This is a genomic window from Tenacibaculum aiptasiae, assembly GCF_965221665.1.
GTDB classification, from domain to species: domain Bacteria; phylum Bacteroidota; class Bacteroidia; order Flavobacteriales; family Flavobacteriaceae; genus Polaribacter; species Polaribacter aiptasiae.
The window spans coordinates 1,928,639-1,942,346 of record NZ_CBDCSN010000002.1 but is presented as its reverse complement, the minus strand read 5'-3'; the positions used below and the strand labels follow the sequence as shown (position 1 = coordinate 1,942,346).

Here is a 13,708-nt window from a genome sequence, read left to right as displayed (position 1 = left end):
TTTGAATACATTTTATAGCAACGGAAAATTACTATTAACTGGTGAATATGTAGTCTTAGACGAGGCTATTTCATTAGCTGTACCTACTAAGTTTGGACAAGATTTAATTATAGAACCTATAAAAGAACCTCAACTTATTTGGGGAAGCTTTACCAATACAGGTGAATGTTGGTTTGAAGCCAGCTTCGACTTACCTAAGCTACGCCTAACCTCAGCTACTTTTAACTCTAACAAAGAAGGGAGTGCTGAATTTATTGCCGAAACTTTAAGAGATATTTTACAAGAAGCCAAACGTTTAAACCCTAAGTTTTTGGATAACCAACATGGTTTTATTGTAAAAACAAATCTAACTTTCCCACAAAACTGGGGACTTGGTAGTTCTTCTACTTTAATAAACAATATAGCTTCATGGGCCGAAGTAAATCCGTTTACCTTGTTATGGAATGCTTTTTCTGGTAGTGGTTACGACATTGCTTGTGCTAGTCACAACTCACCTATTTTATATCAGTTAAAAGAAAACCAACCTATTGTTAATGAAGTTACATTCAACCCAAACTTTTCGGATGAACTCTTTTTGGTTTATTTAAACCAAAAACAAAACAGTAGAGAAGGTATTTCTCAATACAAACAACATAGAAACGAAGCTAAACTTTTAATTCACGAAATAGACGCTTTAACTCAAGAGCTTTTAACTACCAATTCTTCTAAAGATTTAAATAAAATAATTGTTGAACACGAACAGATAATTAGTTCAATTATTAAACAACAGCCTGTTAAAAAACGTCTTTTTTCTGATTACTTCGGCGAAATTAAAAGCCTAGGTGCTTGGGGTGGTGATTTTATTTTAGCTACTGGTAATGATGACTCTATTGATTATTTCAATCAAAAAGGATTCAGCACTATCTTACCATATAAAGAAATGATTTTATAATGAAGAAAGTAATAATTATTGGTGGTGGTGCGGCTGGTTTTTTTACAGCCATTAACGCGAAAGAAAAGAATCCAGACCTAGACATTACTATTCTTGAAAAAGGAAAAGAAGTTTTACAAAAAGTAAAAATTTCTGGTGGAAGTAGATGTAATGTTACGCATGCTTGTTTTGAACCTAAGGAACTAACTAAATTCTACCCAAGAGGTGAAAAAGAATTGTTAGGTCCTTTTCATCAGTTTATGACTGGCGATACTTTTGAATGGTTTGACAATAAAGGCGTTCCTTTAAAAATTGAAAGTGACAACAGAGTTTTCCCTGAAGCTAATACTTCACAAGCTATTATTGACTGCTTTACTAGTGCTGTTGATAAACTTGGTATTAAAGTATTAAAAAACCATGGCGTAAATAGTGTTACTCATCATAAAAACAAATGGATTGTTAACACTAAAGAAAAGCAATTTGAAGCCGATTTTTTAGTCGTTGCTGCTGGTAGTTCTAAAAAAGTTTGGGATTTATGTAAAACTTTAGATCACTCTATTGTTCCTCCCGTTCCTTCGTTATTTACTTTCAACATTAAAGACAAACGAATTATTGATCTAGGTGGTATTTCTGTTCCTAATGCTGAAGTAAAGCTTGTTGGTACTAATCTAGAAAACAATGGTCCTTTATTAATTACACACTGGGGATTAAGCGGTCCTGCCATCTTAAAACTTTCGGCTTTTGGAGCTCGTATTTTAGCTGAGAAAAATTACCAATACAATGTTCTTGTTAATTGGCTTGGACAAGATTTTGATGCTGTTTTAGACGAATTATCTCAATTAAAAAAACAACAAGCAAAAAAACAAGTAAATTTAAAATCTCCTTTTACTGACATTCCTCGTCGTTTATGGGAACGCTTGGTTGTTGCTTCTGATATTAAAACAAATCAGAATTGGGGTGATTTGAGCAACAAACTGCTTAACAATTTAGCTAGTCAATTAACTAAAGGGTTATTTAATGCCAATGGACGAACGACTTTTAAAGAGGAGTTTGTAACTGCTGGTGGTGTTAATTTAAAAGAAATAAACTTTAAACGTTTTGAAAGTAAACTACATGAAAATTTATTTTTTGTTGGTGAAGTCTTAAATATTGATGCTGTTACTGGCGGATTCAACTTTCAGAACGCTTGGACTGGTGGGTTCATTTGCGCAACTACTATTGCTAATCAATAATTTATTTTGTTTCTCTTCAATAATCATTTATTTTTAACAAATAATGAATGAAGAAACTTTTATTGAATTTTGGCTTCGCGACGCTACTCAAATTCTAGTTCGCTACCTTGTTATTGCAGGTTCTGCCTTTATACTTTTCTATATTCTTTTTAAAAACACTTTATGGTTTAGAAAAATCCAAAAAAAGCTCCCTAAATTAAAAGATTATAAAAGAGATATTATCTACTCTTTTATATCTGTTTCAATTTTTGCCACCATAGCTCTTTTTGTATTTTACTATTTACTTCCCTACACCAACATCTATTTTAATTTTAATGAATACGGTACTACCTATTATTTATTGAGTTGGGTTTGGATGTTTTTCTTACACGACACTTATTTTTATTGGATGCACCGTTTAATGCATCATCCTAAACTTTATAGAAAAGTTCATTTAATTCATCATAAATCGACCAACCCATCACCTTGGACTGCTTATGCTTTTCATCCTTTTGAAGCTTTTTTAGAAGCTCTCATCGCTCCTTTAATTGCTTTTACATTACCCGTTCATATTTCTTCTTTTGGACTATTCTTTTTATTTCAAATTATTTACAATGTTTATGGACATTTAGGCTTTGAATTGTATCCTAAAAAATTTCACAAAACCTTTATTGGTAAGTGGATTAACACCTCCGTTGCACATAATTTACATCATAAAAGATTTAATGGTAATTATGGATTGTACTTCCTTTTTTGGGATAGAATAATGGGAACTATAAGAGACGATTATGACACTACTTTTGAAAACACTACTTCAAATAAAAACAACAATTAATAACTCATAATTGTTCCATAGTACAATAACTGGAATGTTTTTACATCTAACAACAAACAATTCATAGACATCATAATCCCATAATTTGTTTTATCGTAAAAACGATACTTAAAATAATCTATTTCATTCCCATCATGATCATAGAAAACATCATTTGTTTTGAAATGACCATTATAAAAATTTTCTAACTGTGATAATTTGTGTACGTTCATTTTAACGGAATGATTATACAAACTATCAATTTTCACTTTAAGTCTAACTCCTTTAAAACTTAAAGCTCCTCCTTGTCGAAAAAGTATGTTTTTATAGTGATCATCCTCCAATAAATCATATAAAACTTGTTCTGTATTCGCCTCACTTTGAAGTCTCTCAATATACTTAGACAAATTATTAGACAATCTATTAAACTCTTCTATTCTAGTTTTTGTCTTTTGAAACATCAAAGGCTTCTCTTCTGCCTGTTTTTCAAAAAAAGAAGTTCTTCCAGCAATTAATTCACTATTAATACGAATAGCTTCTGTTATAGATTTATGAGCTGAATAGGTTGAAAATTTATGCTGTGAAAAACCATAAAAAGTTCCTAAAAATAGAGACATTAATATAAGCTTGTTCTTCATACAACATAAATTTTTTAATAAGATACTATATTTAAATTTATTTTTCAAAAAACAAACTCAATACTATTCTTCTTCGTAACAATTAAAAATTATCGAGTAGCCATATTCTAACGCTTCTTCATATAATTCTTTTTGATCATCATCTACATCATTTACAGAATCTAATGTAAAGTACTCTTCTTCTATCTCTGTTACTTTCCAACCTTCATCTTTAATATAAAATTTGGCTAATCGTATAGCTCCTTCTATATCTTTATAATCTATATATAAACTTACGTAAGCTCCTATAACTTCATCGTAATGTTCTGATGATTTTCTTGGTTTTGCTAAGGCATTTATTAAAAACATATCTAATTTCTATTTTTTAAGCCAATACTCCTCTATGAGGTTTTAATGCATCTCTAAAAGTTTTCATATACGTTTCATCTACAGTAATGAAAGCATATGTGTGCATTGGACTTACTTCTTTATAATTTACCTCATCATATGGTAAGTTATCAATTTGTGCAAACTCTTTTAAATGTATACAATGATGTTTGGCTGTTTCTAAACCATCAGGGCCTTTAAAATCCCAAATTAGCTTTATTTTTCTACTCATAATTAAATTTTACACAACAAAAATACCCAATTCTTTATTGAATTGGGTACTATCAATTAACTAATCACAAACCTTTTAATTAATTTCCTACTCTAATTATTATTTTTAAAAGTTAACCCTATAATTCCTAATCTAGCAATTATAAATACTAACATTCCAAACGAAGGAGCAAGTAAACCTATTTTTAATCCTCCTGCAAAAACAGAAGGATTCATACTTGTATCTAATGTAATCTGATCAAACGCATTAATCATCCCCATCATAAACCCTAAGAACCCCCAAATTAAAGCTAACAAACTAATATGGCTAACTAGCTTTTGAGTTCTTCCATCTTTGTCACCTTTCACAAATGCTTTAATCAAAAGTCCTACACAAATTATCAACATAGCTAATATTGTATACATAAATAAAGGCCCTCCTTCTGTTAACAAACTAGTAAATAAAAATCTCATTTTCTTATATTTTTAAAGTTAATACATTTCAAATCTATCAAACAGTTTGTCCTTATTTTTATAAATGCGATAAGTGAATTAATTAGACAGATAAATTACAACTTTAGTTATCCTTTATATCTTATCTCATATTTTATGTAATCTTACTTGATAATCTTGTATTTCATCGCAAAAAATATGTTTTCTAAATAAAAAAAGTAATATTGTAAACTTATGAAAAAATTAGATTTGATTATTAAAATATTACTTAAGTACAGTATACATTTATTATTTTGGATAGGTGTTTATTTTTTCTATACTTATTTTTTAGGCTATGGAAGTATTAACACTAAATATGTTAATCAATTTTCATGGTTTTTAATGCCTATTACAATTGCATCTGGTTATTTTTTCTTTTCTTTTCTAATACCTAAATATCTGCTTAAAAAGAAATATTTAGAATTTGTTCTTTATTCAATTTATACCTTTATTGTATCTTTCTTTTTTATCATAATTTCAATATTTTCAGGATTAGTTTTCTTAGCTGATTCAATAATTACTGGAAGTAACATTCCTCTTACAAAAGGAATCTTATTTATTATTCTAGGAGTATATTTTATAATTTTTATTGCCATCACCTTAAGTTTAACAACACATAGTCATACAGCTTCCTTAAAAAACGATGATTTAAAAAATAAATTTTTACAAACTCAATTACAATTAAAAGAGCAAGAACTGAAGTTTTTAAAAATGCAAATCCACCCTCATTTTTTATTCAACACTTTAAACACTTTATATGGATTTGCATTAAAAAAGTCTGATGATGCACCAAATATGATTTTAAAACTCTCTAGTTTATTAGATTATATTTTGTATCAGATTGACAAACCATCTGTATTCTTGAAAAATGAAATTGAACACATAGATAATTACATTTCCTTAGAAAAAATGCGTTTTCAAGACAGTTTAAATATTCATTTTCATAAAGAAATTGAATATGATAATGTAAAAATACCTCCAATGCTATTATTACCTTTTGTAGAAAATGCATTCAAACATGGAGTTCAAATTAATGGCGTTTTAAAAGTAGACCTATCTATAAAAACCTCTCAAAATTCACTGGAATTTAACATTCAAAACCCTATGAAAAATATCAGTTCTTCTAAAAAGGGGATTGGTTTAGAAAACATAAAAAAACGCTTAGAAATGTTGTTTCAAAATCATTATTTTTTAAATATAACTCAAGAAAACAATATCTTTAAAATTGAACTTAAAACTCCGCTAAATCATGTCTAAAAAAACAACTTGCGTAATTGTTGATGATGAGCCTATAGCCAGGGAAATTATAGCTTCATTTGTTAATAAAGTCCCTAATCTAGAACTTTTAACCTCATGTAATAATGCCACTGAAGCTATTCAAGTTATGCAAAAAAACAAAGTTGACTTATTTTTTCTAGATATTAACATGCCTGAAATTACTGGATTAAGTTTAGCTAAAATAATAGGTCAAAAATCAAAAGTAATCTTTACTACTGCTTATAGAGATTATGCCGTAGATGGGTTTAACTTAAACGTAGTTGATTACCTATTAAAACCAATTGCTTTTGAACGTTTTTTTGAAGCTATTCAAAAAGTAACAAAAAACAACAATACACTTTCTCTTATAGAAGAATCTCCACAAAAAGAGTTTATGTTTATTCGTTCAGATAGAAAAATGGTTAAGATTAATTTTAATGAAATTATATATATAGAAAGCTTAGGCGATTATGTTAAAATTTTTCTTAGCCAAACTAATATAGTTACTAGGGAAACCATGAACAATATAGAAAATAAATTACCTCAAAATAATTTTGTACGAATTCACAGGTCCTATATTATTTCGCTTGATAAAATCTCTTCGTATACTAATGAGTTTATTGAAATAAATAAAAAGGCATTACCTATTAGTAGAAGTTATAAAGAAAGCACTTTACAAAAATTAGCAGAAGTGTAAGTGAAACTATATCTTTACGGCAAAATTTTTACACTTTGAATACAGCAGAATTTAAATTCCAAGCTTCTGATAAATCAGTAGAAAACTTATCCGTTACATGGCAAACTCCAAGTAATATTGCTTTAGTTAAATATTGGGGAAAAAGTGAACCTCAAATTCCTAAAAACGCATCTATTAGCTTTACTTTAAACAATTGTCATACTACAACCACAATTGAGTTTACTAAGTCGGAAAAAAATGAGAATACTCAATTCGAATTGTTTTTTGAAGGAAAAAAGAAAGATGATTTCAAACCTAAAATTGCTAAATTCTTTGAAAGAATTCAAGAATATTGCCCATATATATTAGAGTATAATATGGTTATCTCTTCCGAAAATTCTTTTCCTCACAGTAGTGGTATTGCATCATCTGCAAGTGGAATGTCTGCTATAGCTATGTGCTTAATGAATTTAGAACATAAGTTAAATCCAAACTTAACAGCATCATTTATAAATAAAAAAGCCTCTTTTTTAGCCAGACTTGGCTCTGGAAGTGCTAGTAGAAGTATTGAAGGACCAATTGTTGTTTGGGGAAAACACCCAGTTATTGAGGATAGCTCTGATTTGTATGGTGTAAAACTACCTCATAAAGTTCATCCAATTTTTGAAAATTATTGCGACACTATTTTATTAGTTGACAAAGGTGAAAAACAAGTAAGTTCTACTGTTGGTCATAACTTAATGCATAATCATCCTTATGCTGAACAACGTTTTATACAAGCTAATGAAAATTTAGAAAAAATATCAGAAATTCTTCAAAATGGTGACATCAAAGGTTTTGTTAATTTAGTTGAAAGTGAAGCATTAACACTACATGCTATGATGCTGACTAGCAATCCTTATTTTATTTTAATGAAACCTAACACTTTAGAAATTATAGATAAAATATGGGAGTATCGTAATGAAAACGATAGCAACATCTGCTTTACTTTAGATGCTGGTGCAAATGTTCATGTACTTTACCCAAACTCAGAAAAGACTGAAGTAGAGCTATTTATTAAGAATCATTTAGCAAAATACTGCCAAAAAAATCAGTATATTTGTGATAATGTGGGGTTCGGAGCAAAACCACTATAACCTTAAATTCCTTGAAATTATGAAAACTTCAACATTAATAATAGTTATGTTTTTTGGTTTCTTAACTTCATCTATAACTGGTCAAGAAACAATTTGGTTTGATAAAAACTGGAAAGAAACAACAAAAGAGAATCATGAATTCTATAGACCAGCTCCAAAAAAAATTAAAGATGGCTTTTGGATTGTAGATTATTATAAAAATGGCCAAATTCAAATGGAAGGATACAGTACTGTTAACAAACCTGACGGGGAAGTATTTGATGGTTTAGTTATCTATTATCACCCTAATGGCAAACCTTTCCATAAGGCTAATTATAAAAATGGTAAGTTAGACGGAGTTCGTAAAGTATTTTACGAATCTGGTGAATTAAAACAACAAGGAAAATATAACGACGGTAAAAGAGAAGGTGTTTGGAAAACCTTTTACAAAAATGGTAAAATAGAAACCAAAGGAAAATACAGAGACAACGAAAAAGTTGGAGTTTGGAAGACATTTTATAAAAATGTGTACTAGTTTGTACACTTATACAATTACTTGTACTTTTGCCTTGTAACTAAAAAATTATGAAAGGACCTTTATTTTACGCAAAAATATTACTCTTTGGTGAGTATGGAATCATAAAAGACTCTAAAGGGTTAGCTATTCCATTTAACTCATACAAAGGAGCCCTAAAATCGGCTAGTAACTTAACAGGAGAAGCAAGCAAATCAAATAATAGTTTAGTTAACTTTTATCAATACCTTGCTAATTTAGACTCAGATATCGTTTCTTTCGATTTAATTTCTTTAAAAAACGATATCGACAATGGGATGTATTTCGATTCATCAATCCCACAAGGATATGGCGTAGGAAGTTCTGGAGCTTTAGTTGCATCTATTTATGATAAATACGCTAATAATAAAATTACTGTTTTAGAAAACTTAACTCGTGATAAATTATTAGTCCTAAAACAAATTTTTTCACTGATGGAATCTTTCTTCCATGGAAAAAGTTCAGGTTTAGATCCTTTAAATTCATATTTAAGTTTACCAATTTTAATAAACTCAAAAGAAAATATTGAACCAGCTGGCATTCCTTCTCAAAAAGAAGGTAAAGGAGCTGTATTTTTATTAGACTCTGAGCAAATTGGAGAAACTGAGCCTATGGTAAATATCTTCATGAATAAAATGAAGAATGAAGGGTTCCGTAAAATGTTAAGCGAAGAATTTTCTCTTCACACTGATGCTTGTATCGATGATTTCTTACAAGGAAATATTAAATCGTTATTTAGCAATGTAAAAAAGTTATCAAAAGTAGTCTTGATGAACTTCAAACCTATGATTCCTACTCCTTTTCATAAAGTTTGGGAAAAAGGTATTCAAACCAACGATTATTATTTAAAACTTTGCGGTTCTGGTGGTGGTGGTTATATTTTAGGTTTTACTGAAGATTACCAGAAAGCAAAAAACAGTTTAAAAGATTATAAATTAGAATTAGTATATCGTTTTTAACAATATTACCATGAGTAGTACTTTAAGAACAAATACTTTTTTGTTAAAAATATTTAGTCTTCTTTCTGTAGTTAGAGGATATAATATATTAGTATTAATAGCAGCCCAATATTTGGCTGCTATTTTTATTTTTTCAGATAAAAAATCAATAAAACCTGTTCTTTTAGACTGGCACTTACTTTATTTAGTTATCGCAACAGTTTCTGTAGTTGCTTCTGGATATATCATAAATAATTTTTACGATAAAAATGCCGATAGAATTAATCGACCTATAAAATCTGGTATCGATTCTTACGTAAAACAAGAGACGAAACTTTCTTTATATTTCTTTTTAAATTTTGTTGGTTTTGGTTTTGGATGGCTAGTATCTTGGAGAGCAGCTTTATTTTTTGCTTTATATATTTTTGGTATATGGTTTTATTCTCACAAACTTAAAAAACATCCTTTTATAGGTCTAATAAGCGTAACTACTTTAACTATACTGCCCTTTTTTGTTGTCTTTATACATTATAAAAATTTTTCAAAAGTAATTTTTGTACATGCTGTATTTCTTTTTTTAGTTATCATGATTAGAGAATTAATAAAAGATCTAGAAAATATAAAAGGAGCTATTGCCAACAATTACAATACATTCCCTGTAAAATATGGAGAAAAAAACACTAAAAAACTAATTATCTTATTAATGGTTTTAACCTTAATACCAATTGGTGTTTTGTACAACTACCCAGCTATTGAATATATGAAATACTATTTCTATTTAGCTGCTTTCACTTTATTTTTTATCGGAATTTATACCTGGAAAGCAACCAGAATAAATCAGTATCGCTTGTTACACAACATTTTAAAAATCTTATTATTAATAGGAGTATTTAGCTTACTATTCATAGATAAGTCTTTAATTTTAGACAAAGTCGTTGAAGTTTTAGATTAAAAATCAAATAATTGGCGTACATTTGCCCACTTTTTAAAATTTAAGCATGAATTCAAAAAACTCGTCGAGAGGACGACAAGCTGATCGTAACAGCAATCCTCAAGGAAATAAAAGATTTAATAAAGGTTTCAAAAAAAACAAACCTAATAAACCTGTTCAGAAAAAAACTGAAGATACTGGTATTCGTTTAAATAAATTTATTGCTAATTCCGGAATATGCTCTCGTAGAGAAGCCGATACTTACATTGAACATGGTAGTGTTTCTGTAAACAATAAATTGGTTACCGAAATGGGATATAAAGTTCAACCTGGAGATGAAGTACGTTTCGATGGAACTTTAATTTCAATAGAAAAAAAGCGTTATATTTTATTAAATAAACCTAAAAACTATATTACTACCATGGAAGATGACCGTGGTCGTAAAACAGTTATGGAAATTGTAGCTAACGCAACAAAAGAACGTATTTACCCTGTTGGGAGGTTAGATAGAAACACAACTGGTTTATTATTATTTACTAACGATGGAGAATTAGCAAAAAAACTAACTCACCCAAAACACAACGTTCGTAAATTATATCACGCTTCTTTAGACAAGAAACTTTCGTTATCTGACTTAGATAAATTAAGAGGTGATGTAATTATTGAAGGAAGAAAAGTTTTTATTGATGCCGTTTCTTATGTAGAAGGTGAAAGAAAAACGGAAGTAGGTATTGAAATTCATTCTGGTAGAAATAGAATTGTTCGTAAAATATTCGAACACTTCGGGTATACCGTAAAAAAATTAGACAGAGTTGTTTTTGCTGGTATGACTAAAAAGAATTTACCACGCGGTAGATGGAGAGAGTTAACTCAACAAGAAGTAAACAATCTGCAAATGTTATAACAAAAATCCCGAGTATAAACTCGGGATTTTTTTTGACAACTATAATTAAAAAAATTAAAAATTATCCCCCGGATCTTCTGGACTCTGAGCTTGCGCTTTCTGTGGATTCAATATCATATAAGTACCTAAAGCTGTTAAAGCAGTGTACTTCCCATACTTCCCTATTTTTTTCAACGCTTCTTTTCTTGAAATCTCTGTATTATCTTTCTTCATAATTAACTATCCTTATGTATATTTTATTTAAAAGTTGTAAGCTGTATTACTTTAAAATAATCTTCTTCGTTTTTTGCTCTTCTTCTGTTTGCACTTTTACCAAATAAACACCACTTGCTAGTTTTGGCAATTGAACTTGATTATTATTTTGTTTCAACTGTTTTGACACAACCTCTTTCCCCTGAATAGTATATATATTAATTGTTGCTTCATTTTCTATTCCCTCAACATGAATAACATTAGCTCCTAAATGTTTAATTTTCAATTGCGAATTCTTAATAAAATCGTTCTCATTTATGTCTTTTGCTGAAGTATGTAAATAAAAACGTCCTGTACCATTTATTTTTTTTGATAGATCTACTGAATAATTTTCTGTAGCAATACTTAATTGAACAAAAAGCTGTTTCTCTTTATCCTCTATATATATTTTTATATCATCAGGAAAATTCTTCTTTTCAACAGAAAAATTAATTTTTTCTCCAGCTTTTGCTGACACTCCTATTGGAATAATCGAATGTTTTTCTTTAGCAGAAATTGATTGTATTTGATACTTTTTATTTTTATTTCCTTCCAACAATTCTGAATATATTTCAAACTTATTCTTTCCACTTGAAAACAACTCTCCATCGTATCCATTATCAAATCCTTTAGTAGCAGATTCTACAAAATATATTTTAGCGTATTTATTAATTTTTCCATTCGATACATTTAATTTAAGTTCTGGCCTATCATTACCTCCTCTTTGAAAAGTATCAGCCCCGTGAGTTTGATCTGCTAACAGAAATGAAACCGTTTCAGTATTAGATTTCGACTTCACAAAAAAAGCTTGCCCAGTTCCTATCTTATAATTATCAGCCGTTACTTTTGTATCATAACTATTGGTTGCTTGGTTCCAAACCCAAATAGTTTCACTTTCTAATGAGTTTGTATTTCTTTGCAAAAAATCACTTGACTTAACAAGAGCTAAATATGGATTACCTATCAGGTTATATGAAGTAGCTGCTTTTGATAAGTTAACATCTGTTTTCTTACTATTTACTTTACCTTTAGAAAAGAACCCACTAGAATTTGCCAATTTAACTGCAAATCCTTTACCCAAACCAATGCTTCCAAACGAAGTTGTTTTTTGATACTCCCACCTATTGTTTGGACTATTTCTATTATCGTAAAATGCTAAACCAATATTATTATTCTTTGTACCATTAGCAAACTGATTATTCTTTATCAAATCTCTAATTGATTCAAACTCTAAAGGACTACTCATTAAATACCAATTTGTAGTTGCTAAATTCCTTTTATAAATAGCAATCGCATCAACAGATTCATTCGCAACTAATGTTGCCCCTGATTCCATTACAATACTTTTCACTGTAGTACTACTGTTTATTGTAGGGAAATTAGTCGCTGTAGATGGAATTAACACTTCATCTGTAGTATTTGGAATTGCTCCCCCTTCCCAGTTTGCTGCTAATGACCAATCTGAACTTATATTACCAGACCAAATTATTGGATTACAATTTTCTTTATATGTCACAGTTACATCTTTTTGTGTCCAATTTGTATTACTCCACGAAGCATCATCTACTTGAATACAAGACAATCTTGGGGTATTCCTAACGGAAAAATTTAAATTACTAATAAAACCATTAGCTCCATTTTTTATGTTTAAACTTTCTAATTGCGGATTATTAGATGCATGTAATCGAATAAGCTTAGAATGAGCACTTACATCTAATACTTTTATTTGATTATTATTAATTTTTAAGGCTTGTATTTCTAAATTATTACTTAAATCTATACTCTTAAGTAAATTGTACTCCAAATCTAAACTTCCCGTTAATTTTGTTTGATTTGTAAGATCTAACTCTTCTAATTTATTATTATCTAATGTCAATCCAATCAATTCAGTGTTATTACTTATATCAATTGTTTTTAGCTTATTTGAATGTAAGTACAAACCTTTTAACGCAGTATTTTTACTGACATCTATAGAAGTCAAACCTATAGCACCTAAATTAAGAAAGACTAATTTTGTATTCTTACTAAGATCAATATTCTCTAACTTATTACTTGCATAACAATACAAATTTGTCAACTCAGTATTCATAGACAAATCAAGCGTTCTTATCTGATAATTTCTAACCATAGAAAATATCTTTAAAGCCTTAAAACCCTCTATCCCTGTTAAGTTTTCTATTTGCTTATCATCAAGGGTTAAGTTTTCAACACCACTAATATTAGCAGTAATTACCGAACCGTCTAAAACATCGTCATGTCCTAAATCTATTAATGCTTGTTCAAAATTTGTATCTGGTATTGATGTAGTTTGCGCATAACTAATTAAAGTTAAACACATAAAAAGTAGTAGTAATTTTTTTTTCATATTGAGTTATTTAAAAAAGCAAAACTACTCTTGCTTAATATTTTTTAACTCACCCGAAAAAGGTGATTTTTACACCACCATAATCATTCTTCTATAC

16 protein-coding genes are annotated in these 13,708 nt (G+C 29.1%); 10 read left to right on the top strand and 6 right to left on the bottom strand.

What is annotated here, in order from left to right:
- Position 1 precedes the first annotated feature (1 nt).
- From ACOQN8_RS09345 to ACOQN8_RS09335, 3 genes are read left to right on the top strand one after another with little or no spacing between them, the layout of a single operon-like run.
- Positions 2-931, top strand: coding sequence for a GYDIA family GHMP kinase (locus ACOQN8_RS09345; protein WP_420552471.1), 930 nt, complete (start codon positions 2-4; stop codon positions 929-931).
- Positions 931-2,142, top strand: coding sequence for a BaiN/RdsA family NAD(P)/FAD-dependent oxidoreductase (locus ACOQN8_RS09340; protein ID WP_420552470.1), 1,212 nt, complete (start codon positions 931-933; stop codon positions 2,140-2,142). The genes ACOQN8_RS09345 and ACOQN8_RS09340 overlap by 1 nt, the downstream gene beginning before the upstream one ends.
- A gap of 43 nt (positions 2,143-2,185) precedes the next feature.
- Positions 2,186-2,956 (top strand): sterol desaturase family protein, encoded by a 771-nt coding sequence (locus ACOQN8_RS09335; protein WP_420552469.1) that lies wholly within the window; start codon positions 2,186-2,188, stop codon positions 2,954-2,956.
- On the opposite strand, the gene ACOQN8_RS09330 is transcribed toward ACOQN8_RS09335, so the two are convergent.
- The 4 genes from ACOQN8_RS09330 to ACOQN8_RS09315 all read right to left on the bottom strand — a co-directional run bounded on the left by ACOQN8_RS09330 (position 2,953) and on the right by ACOQN8_RS09315 (position 4,623).
- A complete protein-coding gene (locus tag ACOQN8_RS09330; protein WP_420552468.1) occupies positions 2,953-3,573 on the bottom strand; it encodes a hypothetical protein in 621 nt (206 codons plus the stop codon). The genes ACOQN8_RS09335 and ACOQN8_RS09330 overlap by 4 nt on opposite strands.
- Positions 3,574-3,636: 63 nt before the next feature.
- Positions 3,637-3,921: a hypothetical protein gene (locus tag ACOQN8_RS09325; protein ID WP_420552467.1), complete on the bottom strand. Its 285-nt coding sequence runs from the start codon at positions 3,919-3,921 to the stop codon at positions 3,637-3,639.
- Positions 3,922-3,937: 16 nt separating this feature from the next.
- On the bottom strand, positions 3,938-4,171 hold the full coding sequence (locus ACOQN8_RS09320; RefSeq protein ID WP_420552466.1) for a hypothetical protein: 234 nt from the start codon (positions 4,169-4,171) through the stop codon (positions 3,938-3,940).
- A gap of 92 nt (positions 4,172-4,263) precedes the next feature.
- Positions 4,264-4,623, bottom strand: coding sequence for a MotA/TolQ/ExbB proton channel family protein (locus ACOQN8_RS09315; RefSeq protein ID WP_420552465.1), 360 nt, complete (start codon positions 4,621-4,623; stop codon positions 4,264-4,266).
- Between the two features lie 213 nt (positions 4,624-4,836).
- Between ACOQN8_RS09315 and ACOQN8_RS09310 the strand changes: the two genes are divergently transcribed.
- From ACOQN8_RS09310 to ACOQN8_RS09280, 7 genes are read left to right on the top strand one after another with little or no spacing between them, the layout of a single operon-like run.
- The gene (locus tag ACOQN8_RS09310; RefSeq protein WP_420552464.1) at positions 4,837-5,898 is read left to right on the top strand and encodes a sensor histidine kinase; all 1,062 of its coding nucleotides are present in this window, start codon (positions 4,837-4,839) and stop codon (positions 5,896-5,898) included.
- Entirely contained in the window at positions 5,891-6,595 is a 705-nt protein-coding gene (locus ACOQN8_RS09305; RefSeq protein ID WP_420552463.1) for a LytR/AlgR family response regulator transcription factor, read from the top strand. The genes ACOQN8_RS09310 and ACOQN8_RS09305 overlap by 8 nt, the downstream gene beginning before the upstream one ends.
- Positions 6,596-6,630: 35 nt before the next feature.
- Positions 6,631-7,710 carry a diphosphomevalonate decarboxylase gene (locus tag ACOQN8_RS09300; RefSeq protein WP_420552462.1) on the top strand — a complete coding sequence of 360 codons (1,080 nt, stop codon included), beginning with the start codon at positions 6,631-6,633 and terminating at the stop codon, positions 7,708-7,710.
- Positions 7,711-7,729: 19 nt separating this feature from the next.
- The gene (locus ACOQN8_RS09295; RefSeq protein ID WP_235274958.1) at positions 7,730-8,224 is read left to right on the top strand and encodes a toxin-antitoxin system YwqK family antitoxin; all 495 of its coding nucleotides are present in this window, start codon (positions 7,730-7,732) and stop codon (positions 8,222-8,224) included.
- A gap of 50 nt (positions 8,225-8,274) precedes the next feature.
- Positions 8,275-9,201, top strand: coding sequence for a mevalonate kinase family protein (locus tag ACOQN8_RS09290; protein ID WP_420552461.1), 927 nt, complete (start codon positions 8,275-8,277; stop codon positions 9,199-9,201).
- A 10-nt stretch (positions 9,202-9,211) separates the two neighbouring features.
- Positions 9,212-10,132, top strand: a complete 921-nt coding sequence (locus tag ACOQN8_RS09285) for a geranylgeranylglycerol-phosphate geranylgeranyltransferase (RefSeq protein WP_272151193.1) — start codon at positions 9,212-9,214, stop codon at positions 10,130-10,132.
- Between the two features lie 46 nt (positions 10,133-10,178).
- On the top strand, positions 10,179-11,015 hold the full coding sequence (locus ACOQN8_RS09280) for a pseudouridine synthase (RefSeq protein WP_420552460.1): 837 nt from the start codon (positions 10,179-10,181) through the stop codon (positions 11,013-11,015).
- A gap of 54 nt (positions 11,016-11,069) precedes the next feature.
- On the opposite strand, the gene ACOQN8_RS09275 is transcribed toward ACOQN8_RS09280, so the two are convergent.
- Together ACOQN8_RS09275 and ACOQN8_RS09270 are read right to left on the bottom strand one after the other, a co-directional pair.
- Complete coding sequence (locus tag ACOQN8_RS09275; protein WP_272151191.1) at positions 11,070-11,228, bottom strand: hypothetical protein; 159 nt, start codon at positions 11,226-11,228, stop codon at positions 11,070-11,072.
- 46 nt (positions 11,229-11,274) lie between these two features.
- Positions 11,275-13,611, bottom strand: coding sequence for a T9SS type A sorting domain-containing protein (locus ACOQN8_RS09270; protein ID WP_420552459.1), 2,337 nt, complete (start codon positions 13,609-13,611; stop codon positions 11,275-11,277).
- Positions 13,612-13,708: the final 97 nt, after the last annotated feature.